Source organism: Streptomyces sp. ATLC9, from assembly GCF_057196705.1.
In genome coordinates, this window is the sequence record NZ_JBXUOY010000080.1 from 1 (window position 1) to 18,650 (window position 18,650).

Genomic DNA, 18,650 nt, shown 5'->3' on the forward strand with positions numbered 1-18,650 from the left:
GCCGGTGGCCGCTGGCCGCCTGCGTGCTCGTCGTCCTGTCGGGCCTGTTCGACGGGCTGGACGGTGCGGTCGCCGCGGTCACCGGCCGGTCCCGCCCCCTGGGCGCCGTGGTGGACGCCCTGGCCGACCGGGTGGCGGACCTCCTGCTCGTCGCGGTCCTGTACGTCCTGGGGGCGCCGGCCTCCTGGTGCCTGGCCGCCGTCCTCCTCGCTCAGTTGCACGAGTACCTGAGGGCCCGGGCCAACGCGGCCGGAATGCGCGGAGTCGGGGCGCTGAGCATCGCCGAACGGCCGCTGCGGGTGGTGCTGTGCGCGGTCGCGTGCCTGGGGAGCGGTCTGCTGCCCGGCGGAACACCGGGGACCGGGTGGGACTGGGCGACGGTGTGCGTGGTGTGCTGGACGGCGGTCGCGGCAGTCGGCTTCCCGCAACTGGCGGCCGGAGTGGCGCGGGCGCTGGGATAGCGGCTCCGGGCGGTCAGGCGCCGCCGATCTGAGCCGCGACGATCTCCGCCGACAGCGCCACCAGGGGAAGACCGCCGCCGGGATGGGCGGACCCGCCGACGAGGAAGAGTCCGGGGACGGGGGAGCGGTTGGCCGGCCGCAGGAAGGCGGCGCGGACACCGTTGGAAGAGGTGCCGTAGATGGCGCCGCCCGGGCTCCCGGTCTCGTGCTCCAGATCGAAGGGGGTGCGGGCCTCGTACCACAGCAGGCGCGGGCGGACGTCCGTGCCGCGGGCGGCCATGACGTCCAGGATCCGCTCGGCGTAGGACTCCCTGAGTCCCGGGGCGGTCCAGTCGACGGTCCCGGGTGCTCCCCGCTGCCCGTGCCGGGGGGCATTGACCAGGACGAACCACGCCTCGTGCGCGTCGTCGGGACGCAGCGCGGCGTCATCCGGTGCGCTGATGTACACCGTCGGGTCGGCGGCGGGACGGGCCGGGGCGCCGAAGACGGCGTCGAACTCCGCGTCGTAGTCCGCCGGGAACAGCACCCGGTGGTGCGGCGTCCGCGGGTCCCGCCCGCGCAGGGCGAGCAGGAGGACGAAACCGGACAGCGATGGCCGGGCGCGTGCGAGGGCGGCCAGGGGCCGGCGCCCGCGCCGGTCCGCCGCCAGGCGCCCGTAGAGGACCGCGGCGTCGACGCCGGAGACGACGATGTCCGCCGCCGCCGTGCCGCCGTCCGCCAGGCGGACTCCGGTGACGCCCCGGCCCGAGGTGTCCACCGCGGTGATCTCGCAGCCGTGGCGGAACCGCACCCCCAGCTCGGCGCAGCGCCGCTCCACGGCCTCGGCCAGCAGGCGGAGACCGCCGGGGACGTACCAGGCGCCGTAGCGCTGCTCCACGTACGGGACCACCGCCATGACGCCGGGCGCGCGCCGGGGGTCGGAGCCGCTGTAGGTGGCGTAGCGCTCCAGCCACATGCGCAGCCGGGGGTCGCGCAGGTACCGCCGGCCGGTGCCCCGCAGGGTGCGCCAGGGGGCGACGGCGGCCAGGCCGCGGGGGCGGACCGAGTGCCGCAGCAGCCCTGCCGGGCCGCCGAGCGGCCGCCGCAGCACGCTCTCGCCCACCAGCCGCCACAACTCACCGGAGACCGTGTGCAGACGGGCCCACTGCGCTCCGGTCCCCTCGCCCAGGACGTCGTCCAGTACGCCGGGCACCAGGCGCGGGTCACCGGGCATCACCAGGCGGGTTCCGTCGGCGAACCGGTAACCGCAGGCCGGCTCCACCGGCCTCAGCGGCAGGCAGCGCTCCACGGGGGCGCCGGTGTCCGCGAACAGCCGGCGGTAGACCTCGGGCATGGTCAGCAGCGACGGCCCGGTGTCGAAGACGAAACCGTCCCGGCGCACGGTACCGAGCTTGCCCCCGCACACGGCCGACCGCTCGTACACGGTGACCCGGTGTCCCTGCCGGGCCAGCCGGGCGGCGGCCGCCAGGGCGCCCATGCCGGCGCCGATCACGGCGACGCGGGCCATCTCAGCGCCCTCCTCGCAGCGGTCTGCCCTTCCACGTCAGCGTGGAGCGGCGATGACCGAGCCAGGACCGCGCCGTCAGCACCACCAGCAGACCCACGGACACCGGGTGGGCCAGCGCGTCCGGCCAGCAACGCCCGCCCGTGCGCCGCGCGGTCAGCATGCGCCCCGCCGCGGCCGCGGCGTATCCGGCCGCGCCCCAGCGCGACCCCCGCAGCGCCGCCAGCGGGGGCACCACATAAGCCCAGACGAGGAGGGCGCACACCGCCGCCGCGCCGCCACCGGACCCGAACGCCGCCCACAGGGACTTGCCGTACCCCTCACGCAGATCATGCCAGCCGTCGTACATCCGGCACCGCGCGATCCGGCTGCCGTCCACGATCCCGCCCCGGCCGCCGGCCCGCTTCAGCGCCCTGATGAGTGCCATGTCCTCGAGGACCTCCTCCGTGACCGCGGCGAAACCGCCGCAGCGGCTCAGGGCGGCGGCGTCCACGACGAGGAACTGGCCGTTCGCCGCGGACAGCGCCGGCCGCGGCGACGCCTCGGCGCGGCGCAGCGGCAGTACCGTCAGCCACGACCACTGCAGCAGCGGCTGGACGAGCCGGTTGGCGGGCCCCTCGGCGACCTGGCGGGGGAAGGGGGAGACCAGGTCGAGTCCGGCCGAGCGCAGCAGGGCCACCGAGGACGCCACCGCGCGCGGCGCGAGCACCACGTCCGCGTCCACGAAGACCAGCACGCTGCCCCGTGCGAGCGACGCGAGCTGATGGCAGGCATGGGCCTTGCCCGGAAACCCGGGTTTCGGCGTCGTGCCGCGCACGACCCGGGCGTGCCGGTGCGGGCCGCACAGACGGCGCACCACGTCACCGGTGCCGTCGGTGGACTGGTCGTCGAGCACGACGACCTCCGCCCGGGGCACACGTTCCTGAGCCAGCAGGGAGCGCAGCGCGGGGCCGACGCGCCCGGCCTCGTCACGCACCGGCATCAGGAGGGACACCCGCTCGGCCACCGGTGGCGGATCCACCGGCGGAACCCGCAGCACCCTGCTGTTCCGGACGCTGTGCACGGCGCCGGCGGCGGCCAGCACCGACCCCGCCGCGACCGCCGCCCGCACCGGACCGGGCCGGCTCACCCGCGTCTCCCGGCGGCGCCCGCCGCCCGCAGTGCCAGCGGCACGGCGACCAGGCCCATCAGCACCCCGCCCGCCATCGCCACCTGCGGGCGGCCGAAGAACACCAGGCAGGCCGTCACCGAGGAGGCATAGGTCCACAGGTACAGCACGACGGCCGGGCCGACGGGGGCGTCCTTCCCGGCGGGCCACCGGGGGCGCCCCGCCGAGCGCTGGGAGACGGCGTCCACGGCGGCGACCATGGCCACGGACACGGCCATCCACCCGGCGAAGTTGGTCAGCGGCACGCCCTCCACACCGGGAAGCGCAGGGCTGGGGTCCGACCAGACCCAGTAACCGGCGTCGACCATCTGCGGGTCGAGGAAGACGTCCCAGGACGCCAGCGCCCACCCCCCGACCACCGCCGTCCGTACCCGGGCCGCGGGCGTCCCGGCCCGCTTCCGGCCTCCGGCCAGCGCGCGTCCCGCCTCCAGAGCGGGCCAGGCCATCATCATCCAGGCAAGGGGCACCACCACCGGCACCCCCGCCACGCTCGGCCCCGGGGTGCCCGTGTAGTGGTAGGCACCGAACGGGAAGCCCGTACGCACCCCCACGGCCTCCACCGCCAGGCCCCCCAGCCCCGCCGCCGCGAACAGCGCCAGCGGGCCCCGCGCACCGTGCCGCAGCGCGGCGGCCGAGAGGGACGCCAGGCAGAAGACCACCACGCCGGCGACGGTGAGCGCTTCGCGCCACGGACCGGACGCCAGCGGGTAGGGGATCTGGCACAGTACGGCGGCCGCGGTCAGCGACCAGACCGCCCGCCGGCCGGCTCCGAGCCCACGGCGCAGCGCCGGCCGTTCCTGTACCTGAACCATGCGACGAGCATAGGGAGACGGCCGGGCCCACCGCCGAGGCGGCGAGACCGGCACCACGGGCTTCACCGGTACGGAGCACAGGGGGCGCGGCGCGGATCCCCGCACGTACGGGGGGCGGCCGCGTGCCGTGGCGGACGCGCTCGGCGGACGGCCCGGCGCGGGTGGGAACGGCCGCCACCGTACGGGCCGTGTCCGGGCCTGTCGGCCCCTGGCCGAAGCGAGCGGTGCCGCCGAGGCTGGAAGACGCGGAGGCCGCCTGCCGGCGGCCTCCCGGGCGGGACAGAGACAGGAGTGCCCGACGGCCGCCGAGGGGGACGGTTTCGCCGCCCGCCCTGACGCGCTCGCCGCGGCCGGGATACCGCGCCCCCGAAGGAGGGCACCGTGGAACATGTATGCCGTCGGCCGTCCCCGGAGCATCCGCCGCCCGGTGCGGCGCCGCGCCCCCGCCCCGTCGCCGTCCCGCGCGCAGGAATGGAGTAACCGACCATGGTCCAGCAGCCACCCGGCGAGGCCCCGTCGCACGCCCTTGAACCGGTGGCCGACGCCCATCTGCGCGATGCGGCGCGGGTGGCCGGGCTTCTCGGCGTGGACCCGTCCGCGGGCCTGTCCGCGCGGGAGGCGCAGCGGCGGGCCGCCGACTGGGGCACAAACTCGCTGGCCGAACCCGCCCGCCGGCCGCGGTTGCTGCGTCTGCTGGACCAGTTCCGCAGCTGGTTGATCGGCATCCTGCTCGCCGCCGCGGTCGTCGCCGGCGTCATCGGCGAGATCAAGGACGCCGTCGTCATCACCGCCGTCCTCTTCCTCAACGCCGTCATCGGCTATCTGCAGGAACGACGTGCCGAGCGCAGCCTGGAGGCGCTGCGGCAGATGCTGGTGCCCACCGCCCGGGTGCGCCGTGACGGACGGGTGCAGGTGGTCCAGGCCCGCACCCTGGTGCCCGGTGACGTGGTCCTGCTCGAAGCCGGTGACCGTATCCCGGCCGACGGCCGCCTGGCGGTCGCGGAGTCCGTCGAGGCCGCCGAGGCCACGCTGACCGGCGAGTCCCACCCCGTCGCCAAGTCGACCGCGCCCAACCCGGCCGGCGGTGAGGACCCGGTGCCCGTCGCCGAACGCACCGGCATGCTGTTCATGAACACCGCCCTGACCCGCGGCCGCGCCGAGATGATCGTGACCGCCACCGGCATGCGCACCGAGGTCGGCCGGATCGCCGCGGCGCTGCGCACCGGCACCGAACCGCCCAGCCCGCTGCAGGTTCAGATGGACAGCCTGGGCCGGCGACTGGCCCTGATCAGCGGTGTCGCGGTGGGCGCCTACGCGATCGCGTCCCTGGTACGCGGAGAGGACCTGGCCGATCTCGCTCTGCGCGCCGTGGCACTGGCGGTCGCCGCCATCCCCGAAGGCCTGCCCGCCGTCCTCGCGCTCACCCTGGCCCTGGGCGTGCACCGGATGGCCCGCCGGGGCGCCATCGTCAAGCGCCTGGCCTCCGTGGAGGCCCTCGGTTCCGCGACCGTGGTGTGCAGCGACAAGACCGGCACCCTGACCCTGAACGAGATGACCGCCCGGGCCGTGTGGTCGGCCGGACGCTTCTACGAGGTGACCGGCGACGGCTACGGCACCGCCGGCGGCGTGCGCCCGGCCGGCACCGGGCCGGCGGCCGCGGACCCGCGGGACGCGGCCCTGCCGTTCGCACTGTGCAACGACGCCCGTCTCACCGGCGACGGCATCATCGGGGATCCCACCGAAGCCGCCGTGCTCGTGCTCGCCGCCAAGACCGGCCTCGATCCCGAGACGCTGCGCACCCGCACACCGCGCACCGGCGAGGTGCCCTTCGACCCGGCCGCCAAGTACATGGCCACCTTCCACACCGAGGCCGACGGGTCCACCCGCGTCCACGTCAAGGGCGCCGTCGACGTGCTGCTGGACCGCTGCACCCACCTCCTGACCGAACAGGGCCCCGTCCCCATGGACGACGAGCGGCGCCGGGAGATCATGGCCGCCGCCACCCGGCTGGGTGGCCAGGGCCTGCGCGTCCTGGGCGCGGCCACCGCCACCACCACCGGACGACCGCAGCCGCAGCAGGTGGCGGGGCTGACCCTGACGGCGGTCGCCGGAATCGCCGACCCGCCCCGTGCCCAGGCCCGCGACGCCGTCGCCCTGGCCCAGGACGCCGGCGTCACCGTCAAGATGATCACCGGGGACCATGCCGACACCGCCGCCGCCATCGCCCGCGAACTCGGCATCACCGGCGATGTCGTCACCGGCGCCGAACTGACCCGGATGAGCGGCGGGGAACTCGCCTCGCGCATCGACGGGATCGGCATCTTCGCCCGCGTCGCCCCCGAGCACAAGGTCACCATCGTCCGTGCCCTCGCGCAGCGCGGCCACATCGTGGCCATGACGGGCGACGGGGTCAACGACGCCGCAGCCCTGCGTGCCGCGCACATCGGTGTCGCCATGGGCATCACCGGTACCGATGTCGCCAGGGAAGCCGCCGACATGGTGCTGACCGACGACGACTTCTCCACCATCGTCCGGGCGGTCCGCGAGGGCCGCTCCATCTACGACAACATCACCACCTTCGTCCGCTTCCAGCTGTCCACCAACGTCGGCGCCATCCTCACGCTGCTCGCCACCGTGCTGGCCGGGCTGCCCGCCCCCATGACCGCGATCCAGCTGCTGTGGGTCAACATCATCATGGACGGGCCGCCCGCCATGGCCCTGGGCATCGACCCGCCGCGGGAGGGCGTCATGCGCCGTCCGCCCCGGTCGCCCGGCGAGCGCGTCCTGGGCGCCCGCCGGCTGGGCGCCGTCGCCCGCGCCGGCGCGGTCATGGCCGCCGGGACACTGGCCGTCTTCGCGGTGGCCCGGGACCTCACCGATCCCGCGACCGCCGCGACCATGGCCTTCACCACGTTCGTGCTCTTCCAGCTGTTCAACGCGCTGAACGCGCGCAGTGAGGGCGGCCCAGTTCTCGGCCGCCACCAGCTGCGCAACCGTGTCCTGTGGGCCAGTCTGGGGGCCGTCCTCGTGCTGCAGGTCGTCGCCGTGCAGGTCCCCTTCGCCCACGGTGTCTTCGACACCGTCTCCCTCACGCCCGTGCAGTGGGGCGTGTGTCTGGCCACCGCCTCCACCGTGCTGCTGGCGGAGCACCTCTGGCGCCTTCTGCGGACGGGGCGGAGCCCCGCGGTGCGGCGCAAGGCGTGAGATCTTCCGCGCCCGCCCACGGGGTGCGTTCCGGGCTCAGCCGGCCAGCGAGCCGGCGAAGATCTGCCAGGCCAGGAGCGACTTCGCCACGAGGCTGAGGACCAGATAGGCCTTCTCGCCGTACGCGTAGTCGGACCACCGGCCGACTCCGCGGTACTGGAGCCACTGGTTGAGGCCGAAACTGAAGAACAGGGCGGCCTGGACGAGGACGATCCCGTACACGAAACCGGGTACGGTTCCGGCCGCGACGATGTTGTACGCGATGGAGATCCACGGCGTCACGCCCACCAGCGCCCCGAACCAGAAGGGAAGCATCGTGGTCGCCTCCCGGCCCGGCGGGTTCATCACCTCCTCGACCCAGCCGAACAGGATCATCCCGACATTGGCCCCGATGACGGCGATGACGGCGTTGATGTTGGTGATGCCCGAGTAGAAGCCGATGAGGAGCACCATCAGGGTCGCGCTCAGCGCGTACTCCAGCCACCGGAACCGGTTGATGCCGCGCCTGAGGTCACGTTCGTAGACGCCGCGGAACACCGTTGCCGTCAGCAGGTGGTCCAGTGCCGCCAGAGCGAGGAAGGCGGCAACGGCCCAGCCGATCGGCACGTCGAACAGAGATCCGGGGGCGGGCGCGGCCGTCCCCGGCGGACCCTCGGGCACGGAGGAGGTGACGGTGATCGAGAAACTCCCGGCCAGGAGCACGACCGCCGCGGCCTGGACCAGGTGCAGCAGCGTGAGCCCCAGATTCCATGCGCGGAGTCCGGCCAGGCGTTCGGCGGTGACACCGGTGGCCACCGTTGTGCCGTCCTGTCTCCTCATGGTTCCTCCCGGGGGTCGACGACGCCGCACCTGTGCATGGTCGTACCGGCTCGTCCGGAGCCACGGCAGTCACGGCACCGCCCCGCCGGAAGCCACCGGATTGGCTCAGGGGACTGCCACAGCCCGGCTTCCGCCCCGGTACGGTCCACGCTCCGGCCGATACCGTCACTTCCGTGGCGGCGCTCGGTCCGGTGCGTCAGGCGGTCGTCTTTGCGTGGTCCGAAGTGTCCTCGGAGAGGGCGTCGACGGTGGCCTCCGGCGTCGTGGACCTGGGAAGCCAGCGGAGCGCGAGCCCCCCGAGGGCCAAATGCAGGAGGCTGGCCACGACGGCGGCCGCGTGCAGGCCGGTGACGAAGGCCGATTTCGCTTCCCCGGCGAGGTGGGACGCCAGGCTGGGAAGCTGGAGCGTCTCGTCGAGGGTGGGTGCGAGGTCGGGGCCCTGGAGACGGAAGATCAGCGCGGCGAGCGAGCCGAGGAGCGCGATGCCGAGGGCATTGCCGATCTCGTTGCTGGTTTCGGCGATGGCCCCTGCCGAACCGGCTCGCTCCGTGGGGACCGCGCCGACCGCGGTGTCGGCGACGACGGCGAAGGAGATGCCGTAGCCGACACCCGCGACGGCCGTGGAAGCGACGTACCAGCCGACCCCGCCGGCGGTCGTGGCCGGAAGCAGGAGCAGAAGGCCTCCGGCGATGGAGAAGTGGCAGATGATCAGGGCGGTCCGTTTGCCGATGCGGTCCACCACCATCGGTGTGACGATGCACGTGGTGGTGAGCACCATCGCGCCGGGCAGCGCGAGGAGCGCGGCGTGCAGAACCGACAGCCCGAGGACGGACTGGAGGTAGATACCCGCCAGGTAGGCGGTCGCCGACCACGCGGCCAGTGGCAACAGCCCGGTGATGATCGCGACCGTGAAGACGCGGTCCCGGAAGAGCGAGAAGTCCATCAACGGGTACTCGAGGCGCCGCTGGCGGAGAGCGAACCACGTCAGCAGCGCCGCTCCCGCGATTCCCGCGACCAGGGGGACGGCCGAGACGCCTTCGGCCGCGGCGTGCTTGAGACCGTAGATCATGAGCAGGAGGCCGACCGCGGAGGTCACCACGCTGAACGCGTCGACACGGCCCGGCCGGGTCGCGCGTACTTCGCCGAGCAGGACCGGCGCGAAGATCAGGAACAGGGCGATGACGGGCAGATTGACCAGGAAGACCGATCCCCACCAGAACCGCTCCAGCAGGACGCCGCCGAGGACCGGACCGATGGCGAACCCGGCGGCGAACGCCGCTGCGAAGATCCCGATGGCCTGCGCCCGTCGCCGGGGGTCGCCGAACAGTTCGCTCAACACCGCCAGGGCGGAGGGCAGGAGGGTCGCCCCCGCCACTCCCATGAGTGCGCGGGCGGCGATGAGGAACTCCGGGGTGGGCGCGAGGGCCGCAGCCGCGGAGCCGATGCCGAAGACCGTCGCACCGATCATGAGCAGCTTCAGCCGACCGTACCGGTCCCCGATGCTGCCGAACGCGATGAGCAGGGAGCCGACGGCGAAGCCGTAGATGTCCAGGATCCACAGGGCCTGGTCCGCGGTGGGCGTGAGCGCCTGGCTGACCCGGGGCATCGCCAGGAACAGGATTGATCCGTCCATGGACACCAGGAGTACCGGCCCGAGGGTCACCAGGAGGCCGAGCCAGGCCCGCCGGCCGGGTGAGGTGTGCGCGTGCTGTTCAGACATGTCTCCCACGCTCCGGCAAGGCATGTCCGCCAGCCACCCCCCTGTTGTGGGTATACCTGACAGGTATACCCACCGGGATGTCCGGGCGGCCTACCCTCGTTGACGTGGAGAGCCTTGGAACCTTCCTGAAGAGTCGCCGTGACCGGGTCACACCGGCCGAGATCGGGTTGCGCACGTACGGGGCCGCCCGCCGGGTCCCGGGCCTGCGGCGCGAAGAACTCGCGCAACTCGCGGGGGTCAGCGCGGGGTACTACACCCGTCTGGAGCAGGGACAGGTGGAGACCGCCTCCGAACAGGTTCTCAACGCCCTCGCACGGGTGCTGCAACTCGATGAGATCGAGCGCGTCCATCTGCACAATCTCGCCCGGCAGCCGTCGAACCCCGGACTCTCCGAGCCGCGTCGCGAGACTCCCAACCCGCGGGTGCTCACGCTTCTGGAGGCACTCGACGAAGCGACGCCGGCGATCGTACTGGGCCGGCGCGGAGACGTGCTCGCGTGGAACCGCACGGGCCACGCCCTCATCGCCGAGCACATCGACTTCAACGCACCGCAGGAGTCGGCGCGGCGTCCCTCCGTTCCCCGGATGTTCTTCCTCGATCCGCTCACCCGCGACCTGTACCGCAACTGGGACGAACTCGCCCGCGTCCACGTCGCCTACCTCCGCCTCACCGCCGGTCGCTTTCCCACCGACGCGCGGTTGGCGGAGTTGATCGGGGAACTCACGATGCGCAGCGACGACTTCGCGATGATGTGGGCGGCCGGGGAGGTCGCCGACTGCACCGTCGGCACCATGCACCTCCAGCACCCCACCGTCGGCGCCACGAGCATCACCTACCAGGTCTGGCTCCAGCCCGACAGCCCCGACCACCGGCTGGAGGTCTACACCCCGAACGACCCGGGTTCCGCCGACGCGCTGCGGATCCTGACGCACCAGGACCGTGCGGACAGTGCCCCGGAGCCGGATCCCGCCTCCGTCCGGCAGGACTGAGCCTCTCCCACCGGTGCGTACGGGATCCGGGCCTTCGCACGCTTGCGGGCCCCACCGCGCCGGTGCGACGCGTCCGGAAGGCCGGCGCCCAGTACGGTTCGAGCGTCATGGTGCCGTTGCCCCGTGCGCCCCTGAACGAGCCCGCGCTGTTCCGGGCGAGGGTGTACCACCCGGGGCCGATGACGGGGCAGACCCGCGGCAGATGCTGTCCGAAACGGTGCGTGCGGGGGACCGCTGTTCCGCGCCTGCGCCCCGGATGCCGTCGGTACCGCCGGGCCGGCTGTTTGCCGGTGAAGGACGGAGGCATGGGCGTCGGCGCCTCGGGGGTCCGGACGGGGCGGCCCGCGCCCCGCGCCGTGTGGAGCCGCGCCTCCCTCCCGGGTGGGCCCGCCCCTGTGGCAGGAGCGAGCCCCTTTCACCCGGCTCCGGTGGTCAGGCCGCCAGGAGGCGCACCGGATCGACGCCGGCCGCGGTGTGCCGCTCGGCCCAGTTCTCCAGCGCCGAGCGGCAGGCATGGTCCAGATGATGCAGTCCGGACAGGTCCAGCTCGATCGGGCGGTCCTGGGGAAGAGCCTCCAGAGTGTCGAGGATCTTCGGCAGTCGCAGGAAGGTCGCGTTGCCCGACAGATGCGCCTGGATGGGACCGGCGCCCTTGTCGACGACCTCCAGCCTGACGTGTGAAGCGTCCCAGGCGGTCTTGACGATCGACAGCACCAGACCGATCAGCACGCCCTCGAACATGTTCACGGCGACGATCGAGACGGCCGTGACCACGAGGATCAGAGCCTCGCCCCGGTTCCCCCTCCACAGGGTGGCGACCCGGCGGAACGGGATCAGTTTCCAGCCCGCGTGCACCAGGACGCCGGCGAGGGCGGGGATCGGGATCAGTGCCAGGGCCGAGGGCAGCAGCGCCGCGAACACCAGCAGCCATACGCCGTGCAGCACTCGTGACGCCTTGGTTCTCGCGCCTGCCCGGACATTGGCCGAGCTGCGTACGATCACCGCGGTCATCGGCAGCGCGCCGAGCACACCGCACACGGTGTTGCCCGCGCCCTGGGCCATCAGTTCCTTGTCGTACCGGGTCCGCGGGCCGTCGTGCAGCCGGTCCACGGCCGCCGCGCTGAACAGGCTCTCCGCCGAGGCGATCAGGACGAAGGCGAGGACGGTGCCGACGAACGCCGGGTCGGCCAGCTCGGCGAAGGCTTCCGTCCCGGGCGGCTGGATCACGCCGAGCAGGCCCTGGACCTCCACCGTGGCGACCGGCAGGGAGAAGACCGCCGACGCGGCGGTGGCCAGCAGTACCGCCGCGAGCGCGCCGGGCACGGCCCGCACCTTCCCGGGCGTCCGCTGCCACAGCACGAGGACGGCGACGGTGCCCGCGCCCACCGCGAGCGAGGTGAGCGTCGCGGAGTCGCCGAGGGCGTCCGCCGCAGCCCTGGGCATGCCCAGGATCTTGTCGATGCCTCCCTTCGGGGCTGTGGTCCCCGCGGCCGCGTACAGCTGGCCGGCGATGATGACCAGGCCGATGCCGGCGAGCATGCCCTCGACCACGGACAGGGAGATGGCGCGGAACCAGCGGCCGAGGTTGAGTGCGCCCATACCCAGTTGGAACAGCCCGGTCACCAGCACGATCACGCCGAGCGCGGGCAGCCCGAACTGGCCGACGGCTCCGAGGACCAGCACGGTCAGGCCCGCGGCGGGGCCGGAGACCTGGAGACTGCTGCCCGGCATGAGGCCGGTGACGATGCCGCCGACGATTCCGGTGACCAGGCCGAGCTCGGCCGGGACTCCTGATGCGACCGCCACGCCGACGCACAGCGGGAGCGCCACCAGGAAGACCACCAGGGAGGCGGCGAAGTCCTGCTTCAGGTGGGGGAACCGGGCTGCGGCGCGCTTCCCGTCCCCCGTGCCCCTGCCCGCCCTCACAGCGCCTCGAAGGTGTCGGTCTGCGGACGGTGTGTCAGGACCGTGCCGGTGTGCACCTCGTAGTACCAGGCGTGCAGGTTCAGCTCGCCGCTGCCGAGCCTCGCGGCCACGCACGGGTAGGACCGCAGGCGCAGCACCTGGGTCAGGACGTGGTTCTGCACCCCCTCGGAGACGGCCGGGTCCCGGGGGTCTCCCTTGGGGCAGGGGGTGGCGTGGTGGAGCCAGTCGCGTACGGCCGACACGGCGTTCAGGTCGTCGCCGCGGACCAGAGCGCCCACCGCGCCGCAGTGCGAGTGACCGCAGACGACGACGTCCTTCACTCCGAGCACTTCCACGGCGTACTCGATGGTGGCCGCCTCGCTGGTGGGACGTTCGAACGTGTGGGGTGGCACGATGTTGCCCGCGGTGCGCAGCTCGAAGAGCTCGCCGGGGTGGGCGCCCGTGATCAGGGCTGGTACGACCCGGGAGTCGGCGCAGGTGATGAAGAGCACCTGTGGGGTCTGGCCTTCGGCGTGTGCGGCGAATTCCTTCGGACGTCGCCCGAACGTGCGGGCATGGTCGATGAAGGGTTGCATGTGGCGGATCCTCCTGGCGCGTCGTGGGGCGCGTCGGGCACGCACGGTAGGGGCGGGGTGTCTCTTGCCTGTATCAGAGGCGGAAGGCCCGAAGAACCGTCGGTGGTGTGAGGGGACGGGAGCGCGAGGCATCGGCCATGGCCGCCTCGTGGTCGGCCACCGGGCTCCCGGTGGGTTGTGTGTCCGGGGTCCGGGGGCGCCGGGCCGGAGACGTGGTGCCGACCGCAGGGGTGGGGCGGCCCGGCCGACGCTCCGGAATGCCACGGGAGCGAGAGGTCGCGTTCCCGTCGTGTGAGGCCTTTCCGCTCACCGCGTTCTTCGGCCGCAGGGCATTGGCCTCAACGCGACCGAAAATATGTGCGGAAGCGAACGGAACGAAGAGGGAAGGGGGAAGTGAAGGGCGAACGGGGCGGCGGCGGTGAACGCGACCGCGTCCCATGGCTCCACACCTCGCAACATGGGCGCCTCTCCGGACAGCGTGCGGTTGTCGACCAGGGCAAGTGATGGTCAAAGACCAGTCAAGAAAAACCTTATCCAGGTAAAGCGCCTTGCATGAGCAAGTCGACACTTCCGGCCTAAGAGAGCCCGAAAACCGAGGGTGTGATGACGTGAATTCGCCCTGCCGCCCTGCCGCCGGGCCGGTCACACGTGCGGGCGCCGGGCCATGGCCGTCCGAGCCGTTTCCCGCGCGGGTCCACCGACCACCGGCCGGGCCTTCGCCCGTGGCCGTATGAAGGGGGCCACGGAGAACCCGGGAGTGTCCGCACACGCTTCGTGCGCAAGTGATGGGTCCGCGCGCCGGACCGGGGCCGCCCCGGAGCGAGCTGCCGCCGGTGTCGTGGACGGCGGTCGCCCTGCGATGAGCGACGACACGGGACCCGGCCGGGACCCGGCTCGCCCCCGGCACGGCGATCCGGCCCGTGGAGCGCCGGGCCCGGTGGCCGAGCGCCGCGGGGTGACCTGCGCGTTGCGCGACGGAACGCGGCTTCGGACCGTCCTGCTGCTTCCGCACGGGAGCGGTCCGTGGCCCGCCCTGCTGACCCGTCATCCCTACGACGCGACAGGTGACGAACACCAGGGGATGCTCGACGTCCGCCGTCTGGTCGCCGCCGGATACCTCGTCGCGCTCCAGGACGTACGGGGACGCTTCGGCTCCGAAGGGGTCTTCGATCCGTGCACGCAGGAGGCGGACGACGGCGCCGGCGCCGTGGCCTGGCTCGCGGTACTTCCCGAACGCACCGGCGCCGTCGGGATGTGGGGCGCGTCCTACGCCTCGGACACATAGTCCAGCGCTCTGCTGGGAGGCGCTCCGGTTCCGCGGGCGATCGCTCCCGCCATGACACCGGCGATGTCGGCGCTCGACGGTTTCCGGTTCCGCGGCGGTGTGCCGGAGATCGGAAGCACTCTCGGGTGGACGCACTACGCGATCGCCCCGGACCTGATCGCACGCATCGGCTCCGCCCGCGAACGGGAGGCCGAACGGAAGCGGTGGGAGGCGGGTCAGGCAGCCGGGCCGGGGGTGCCGCGATGGGAGGCGAGGGCCTTCCGGGGCGGCATACGGATGCGCGGTCCACCCCGAACCCGGAAAGCCTTCACTCGTGCGGACACCCGATACGCGTGTCACCAGCGTCCCCGAGCAGTGCATCCGGGTGATGAAGGTGCGTATCAGTTGACGGGAGCGCGTCCGGCAGCCCGGCGCCCGGCGATCGTCCCCAGGACGACGTCCACCGCCAGGAACGCGAGGAGGCTGATACCCAGCAACGGCAGGAACCAGCCGGTGAACACCGTCACCGCCACGAGCGGGACGAGGACCTTGGCGGGCAGAGAGCGCAGTCCGCCCCTGGCCACGGGGTTGCCCACCCGTCGGCCGGCGGGACGCCGCTGCCACCACATGCGATAACCCCACAGGATGAGCAGGAGAAGCACGCCCGTCAGAGCGGCCAGGAGGAGCTGGTTCACGAGGCCGAACAGCAGGCCCATATGGGCGTCGATGCCGAACCGGGTGAGCTGGGCGAGCAGCGGGTGGTCGGCGAAGCGCAGCTCCGAGAGGATCTCTCCGTTCCGGGGATCGACGGCGACCGAGTCCAGATGCACGGGCACCTGCTTGTCCGACTCGGTGACGGTGTAGCCCTGTCCCTCACTGGGCAGCGTGATGACGACGGCGGAATCCACTCCTCGCGCCGCCGCCGCCCGGAGAGCCGCGTCGAGTCCGATGCCGGTTTCGGCTCTTTCCCCGCCCCCGCTCTCCCGACCGGTGTGGTTCTCGTGACCGGCGTGCCCCTCGTGAGCGCCCTCCGGTGCTTCCCCGCCCGGGGTGAGTCCGGCGCTGAGGGTGGGGGTGGCTCCGCCGAGACTGTCCTGCACCGCGCCGATCCGCACGCCGGCGTAGGCGGACCAGGTCAAGCCCGTGGCGGATATCAGGAGAAGTCCCACGGCGGCCCAGACGCCGGCGACCGCGTGCCGGTTCAGAGTGCGGGAACGGCCCTTGGCCACGCCGCGACGCGGCAGGAACAGTCCGCGGACGCCCGGCCGGCCGCGGCGTCGGCCCGCCCACAGCAGCACCCCGCCGAGGACGACGACCCAGAGCCAGCTCGCGGCGAGTTCGCTGTAGATCCGTCCGGGTTCGCCGAGATGGAGATGGCGGTGGAACTCAGATATCCAGGTGCGCAGAGGAAGCGCCCCCGAGCTGCCGTACTGCACGAGCTCGCCCCGTACCTCGGCGGTGTAGGGATCGACGAACACGGCCCGTGATTTGGAAGCGCCGAGGGAGGGGTCGGCGAAGAGCACCCGTGTGGTGTCGTCCGCGTCCGCGGGCACCCAGACCTTGGTGACGGTGAGGTCCGGGTGCTCGGCCCGGGCGGCGGCCGCCTGCCGCTCCAGAGGCAGCCGTGGGTCGCCGTCCGGTACCGGAACGGTCAGCTCGTGCCGGTAGACGATCTTCTCGGCCTGGACGGAGAGGGCGTAGAGCAGCCCGCTGGCGGCTGTGACCAGCAGCAGTGGGGCGACGAACAGTCCCGCGAAGAAGTGCAGACGCAGCACCAGGGGCCGCAGCGCGGACCAGGCCCCCGCTCGTCGGGTGCCGTCGGGCTCGGTCCGCGGAGAAGGTGCTGTCTGTGACGGTGTGGACCCGGAGTCCGGGGCACCGGTGGTGTCGGCCATGTCGTATCCCTGGGAGAAGGCGCTCTCGCGGCGCGCGGGCACGCCGGCGGTCCGCGCGGGGCGGGTGCCGGATGGTGCCGGGTTCGTCCGGCACCCGTTCAGGGGTGGACGGGGCCCGGCATGGACAGCGGAAGGCCGCTCCCCGGAGCGCCGTGCGACGCGCGCGTGCGGGGCGGCCGGACCCGCTGGGGAGGCCCCCGTCCGGTGACCGTGTGGCACAGGGTCCTGCTGTGTACCGCCCCCCGGCGTCGGCGTGTGCGAAGTGCGCGCGGGGGAGCGGCCGGCAGCGGGCGCGGCAGGAGTGTGCGCAAGAGCCGGAAGACGGCGGCTCGTGCCGCGTACGCGAGCCGGACGAGCGCCCTCTCACCACGGGCCAGCCACCACGCACAGCCGAGGGCCGCGAGCAGATGCGCCGCCCACATGGACAGATCGTCACTGCCCGGGCCGACCGGGGGAGAACCCGCGCTCCCGGCTCCCGTGCCGGGATGGGCCTCGGGCGCGGGCACGGTGTGTGCGAGGTGGAACAGGACGTGGAGCAGGAGCTGGGCGGTGAGCAGACCGGCGCCGATCGCGGTGGTTCCGCGACTGCGGCCTCCCGCGCCCCAGGCGGCGACGGCTACGGGTGGGGACGCCGCGAGCAGCACCCACGGGGATATGGAGTGTGGGGACGCCAGTGCGTGACCGCTCCCCGCGAGCGTGACGCACACCGCTGCGAAGAGAGCGGCCCGCACCGCGCACAGGACTCCAGGTGTGGCTCACGGTGGTCCATGATGACAGTGGGGTCCCGGATCCGCACCGGTACGAGCCCGGGCATGTGACGGCTCCTCACCCACACACTGTCTTTCCGCGGTTCCTCGGAAGGGCGGTTGCGTAGTCGCCGAGGGTGCGACCGGCCACCCACCCCTGGGACTCGGCCCTGGACACGTCCAGGACCACGGAGTGCGCCAGCTGGTCGACGGCGTAGCGGGTGAGCGTCGGCTCCGCGTGCGGGCGCAGCCGGGACAGCGCCTGGGCGGCGCCGGTCACGACCCGGGCCGCCGGCAGCGGGATGTGGCCGATGCGCGCCCGTACGCCGTGGGCGCGCAGGACCGTCCGTATCGCCTCGTCCCGTTCGTACGGGGCCGGGTCGGCGATGTTGTACGCGCCCGCCGGCCAGCCGGTGGCCGCGAGGCAGGCGTCGGCGAGGTTCTCGACGGCGGTCAGGCTGAGCCGCACGCTGGGGCCCGGCAGCATGAGCAGACCACGGCGGACGCGGGACAGCAGCCGGGGCACCAGATGCGGGTCCCCGGCGCCGTAGACCGCCCGCGGCCGCAGCACCACGGCGCCCGCGGCGAGCGCCAGCGCCTCGCCGGCGGCCTTGGTGCGGCCGTACGCGTTCAGGTGCCCGCGTACCGGATGGTCCTCGGCGACGCCTGCGCGACCGGCCCCGGGCGCGTAGACGCTGGCGCTGCTCACCCACACCACCGGCCGGCCGGTGGCCCCCTCCAGCAGCCGCGCCGTGCCGTCGACGTTGACGGCGCGCATGGCGGCCTCGGCCGGAGAACCGGGCACCGGGTCGCCGACGGCCGCCGCGCAGTGCACGACGAGGTCGGCGCCGGACAGATCGGGCACCTCGTGCGCGGCGTCCCAGGGGACGTGCCGGCCGACCGGGCCGGGGTGCCGCCCGACGCACAGCACGTCGGCGCCGCGGGCGGCGGCCGTGGCGGCGACGTGCGAGCCGCAGAAGCCGCTCGCGCCGGTGACGGCGATCGTGGTCATCGGTCCTCCGGGGATCGGCGGGGCTCGGCCGCCCGAACGGTGAGGGAACGCCAGCCGGGCAGGGCCGCGCCGCGGTCCACGCGGGCGCGCGAGACGGCGGGGTGGTGAGGCGCGAGCGAGGCGAGGGTGTCGTCGAGCTGGGCGAGGGCCAGGCGCGCGCCGGGGCAGGTGTGGGCGCCGGCACCGAAGACGAGCCGGGCCAGCGCGGGCGGGGCCGGGCGGTGGACGTCCGGCGGCCGGTCGTGGGACCCCGCGGCGTGCCGGGCCACCAGGATCAGACGGTCCCCGGCACGCACCGGGCAGCCGTCCAGCTCGGCGTCGGCGGCCGCCACGCGGGGCAGTAGCGGTGAGGGGGCGGTCACCCGCAGCAGTTCGCCCACCAGCACCGGGCGCAGCCGGTCGTCGGCCGCCTGCTCCCACAGCCCCGCGTCGGCGCACCAGGCCGCGGCGCGCGGGAGGGCCGCGACGGTCGTGTTGACGGCGGCGACCGCGAGCATGGCCCGCAGGGCCGGCTCCGTCGCTTCACCGAGGGCGGGGACGAGCAGATCCTCCAGC

At 73.6% G+C, this 18,650-nt stretch carries 14 protein-coding genes; 4 read left to right on the plus strand and 10 right to left on the minus strand.

From position 1 onward, the window contains the following. Positions 1 to 461, plus strand: a 461-nt coding sequence (locus tag AC2CJA_RS11415; RefSeq protein ID WP_484602555.1) for a CDP-alcohol phosphatidyltransferase family protein, incomplete at its 5' end; no start/stop codon positions are given. A gap of 13 nt (positions 462 to 474) precedes the next feature. Here AC2CJA_RS11415 and AC2CJA_RS11420 read toward each other — a convergent pair. Genes AC2CJA_RS11420 through AC2CJA_RS11430 form a run of 3 tightly spaced genes read right to left on the minus strand, consistent with a single transcriptional unit; the run spans position 475 to position 3,945 of the window. Continuing rightward, positions 475 to 1,968, minus strand: coding sequence for a phytoene desaturase family protein (locus AC2CJA_RS11420; protein ID WP_484602556.1), 1,494 nt, complete (start codon positions 1,966 to 1,968; stop codon positions 475 to 477). Between the two features lies 1 nt (position 1,969). Continuing rightward, entirely contained in the window at positions 1,970 to 3,094 is a 1,125-nt protein-coding gene (locus tag AC2CJA_RS11425) for a glycosyltransferase family 2 protein (protein WP_484602557.1), read from the minus strand. After that, entirely contained in the window at positions 3,091 to 3,945 is an 855-nt protein-coding gene (locus AC2CJA_RS11430; protein WP_484602558.1) for a carotenoid biosynthesis protein, read from the minus strand. The genes AC2CJA_RS11425 and AC2CJA_RS11430 overlap by 4 nt, the downstream gene beginning before the upstream one ends. A 486-nt stretch (positions 3,946 to 4,431) precedes the next feature. Here AC2CJA_RS11430 and AC2CJA_RS11435 point away from each other — a divergent pair, with 486 nt between their 5' ends. Continuing rightward, on the plus strand, positions 4,432 to 7,149 hold the full coding sequence (locus tag AC2CJA_RS11435) for a cation-translocating P-type ATPase (RefSeq protein ID WP_484602559.1): 2,718 nt from the start codon (positions 4,432 to 4,434) through the stop codon (positions 7,147 to 7,149). Between the two features lie 36 nt (positions 7,150 to 7,185). On the opposite strand, the gene heR is transcribed toward AC2CJA_RS11435, so the two are convergent. Both heR and AC2CJA_RS11445 read right to left on the minus strand, forming a co-directional pair. After that, the gene (gene heR, locus AC2CJA_RS11440; protein WP_484602560.1) at positions 7,186 to 7,968 is read right to left on the minus strand and encodes a heliorhodopsin HeR; all 783 of its coding nucleotides are present in this window, start codon (positions 7,966 to 7,968) and stop codon (positions 7,186 to 7,188) included. A gap of 196 nt (positions 7,969 to 8,164) precedes the next feature. Beyond that, positions 8,165 to 9,688 (minus strand): MFS transporter, encoded by a 1,524-nt coding sequence (locus AC2CJA_RS11445; RefSeq protein WP_484602561.1) that lies wholly within the window; start codon positions 9,686 to 9,688, stop codon positions 8,165 to 8,167. Between the two features lie 77 nt (positions 9,689 to 9,765). Between AC2CJA_RS11445 and AC2CJA_RS11450 the strand changes: the two genes are divergently transcribed. Beyond that, positions 9,766 to 10,677 (plus strand): helix-turn-helix transcriptional regulator, encoded by a 912-nt coding sequence (locus AC2CJA_RS11450; RefSeq protein WP_206351674.1) that lies wholly within the window; start codon positions 9,766 to 9,768, stop codon positions 10,675 to 10,677. 432 nt (positions 10,678 to 11,109) lie between these two features. On the opposite strand, the gene AC2CJA_RS11455 is transcribed toward AC2CJA_RS11450, so the two are convergent. Further along, on the minus strand, positions 11,110 to 12,603 hold the full coding sequence (locus AC2CJA_RS11455) for a SulP family inorganic anion transporter (protein ID WP_484602562.1): 1,494 nt from the start codon (positions 12,601 to 12,603) through the stop codon (positions 11,110 to 11,112). Further along, positions 12,600 to 13,178 carry a carbonic anhydrase gene (locus AC2CJA_RS11460; RefSeq protein ID WP_484602563.1) on the minus strand — a complete coding sequence of 193 codons (579 nt, stop codon included), beginning with the start codon at positions 13,176 to 13,178 and terminating at the stop codon, positions 12,600 to 12,602. The genes AC2CJA_RS11455 and AC2CJA_RS11460 overlap by 4 nt, the downstream gene beginning before the upstream one ends. Before the next feature lie 937 nt (positions 13,179 to 14,115). Here AC2CJA_RS11460 and AC2CJA_RS11465 point away from each other — a divergent pair. Then, complete coding sequence (locus tag AC2CJA_RS11465) at positions 14,116 to 14,463, plus strand: CocE/NonD family hydrolase (RefSeq protein ID WP_484602564.1); 348 nt, start codon at positions 14,116 to 14,118, stop codon at positions 14,461 to 14,463. A gap of 380 nt (positions 14,464 to 14,843) precedes the next feature. Here the strand turns inward: AC2CJA_RS11465 and AC2CJA_RS11470 are convergent, their stop codons facing one another. The 3 genes from AC2CJA_RS11470 to AC2CJA_RS11480 form a co-directional block, all read right to left on the minus strand. Then, complete coding sequence (locus AC2CJA_RS11470) at positions 14,844 to 16,337, minus strand: PepSY-associated TM helix domain-containing protein (RefSeq protein WP_484602567.1); 1,494 nt, start codon at positions 16,335 to 16,337, stop codon at positions 14,844 to 14,846. 825 nt (positions 16,338 to 17,162) lie between these two features. After that, positions 17,163 to 18,095: an NAD-dependent epimerase/dehydratase family protein gene (locus tag AC2CJA_RS11475; RefSeq protein ID WP_484602565.1), complete on the minus strand. Its 933-nt coding sequence runs from the start codon at positions 18,093 to 18,095 to the stop codon at positions 17,163 to 17,165. Beyond that, positions 18,092 to 18,650, minus strand: a 559-nt coding sequence (locus AC2CJA_RS11480) for a cytochrome P450 (RefSeq protein ID WP_484602566.1), incomplete at its 5' end; no start/stop codon positions are given. The genes AC2CJA_RS11480 and AC2CJA_RS11475, both read right to left, overlap by 4 nt.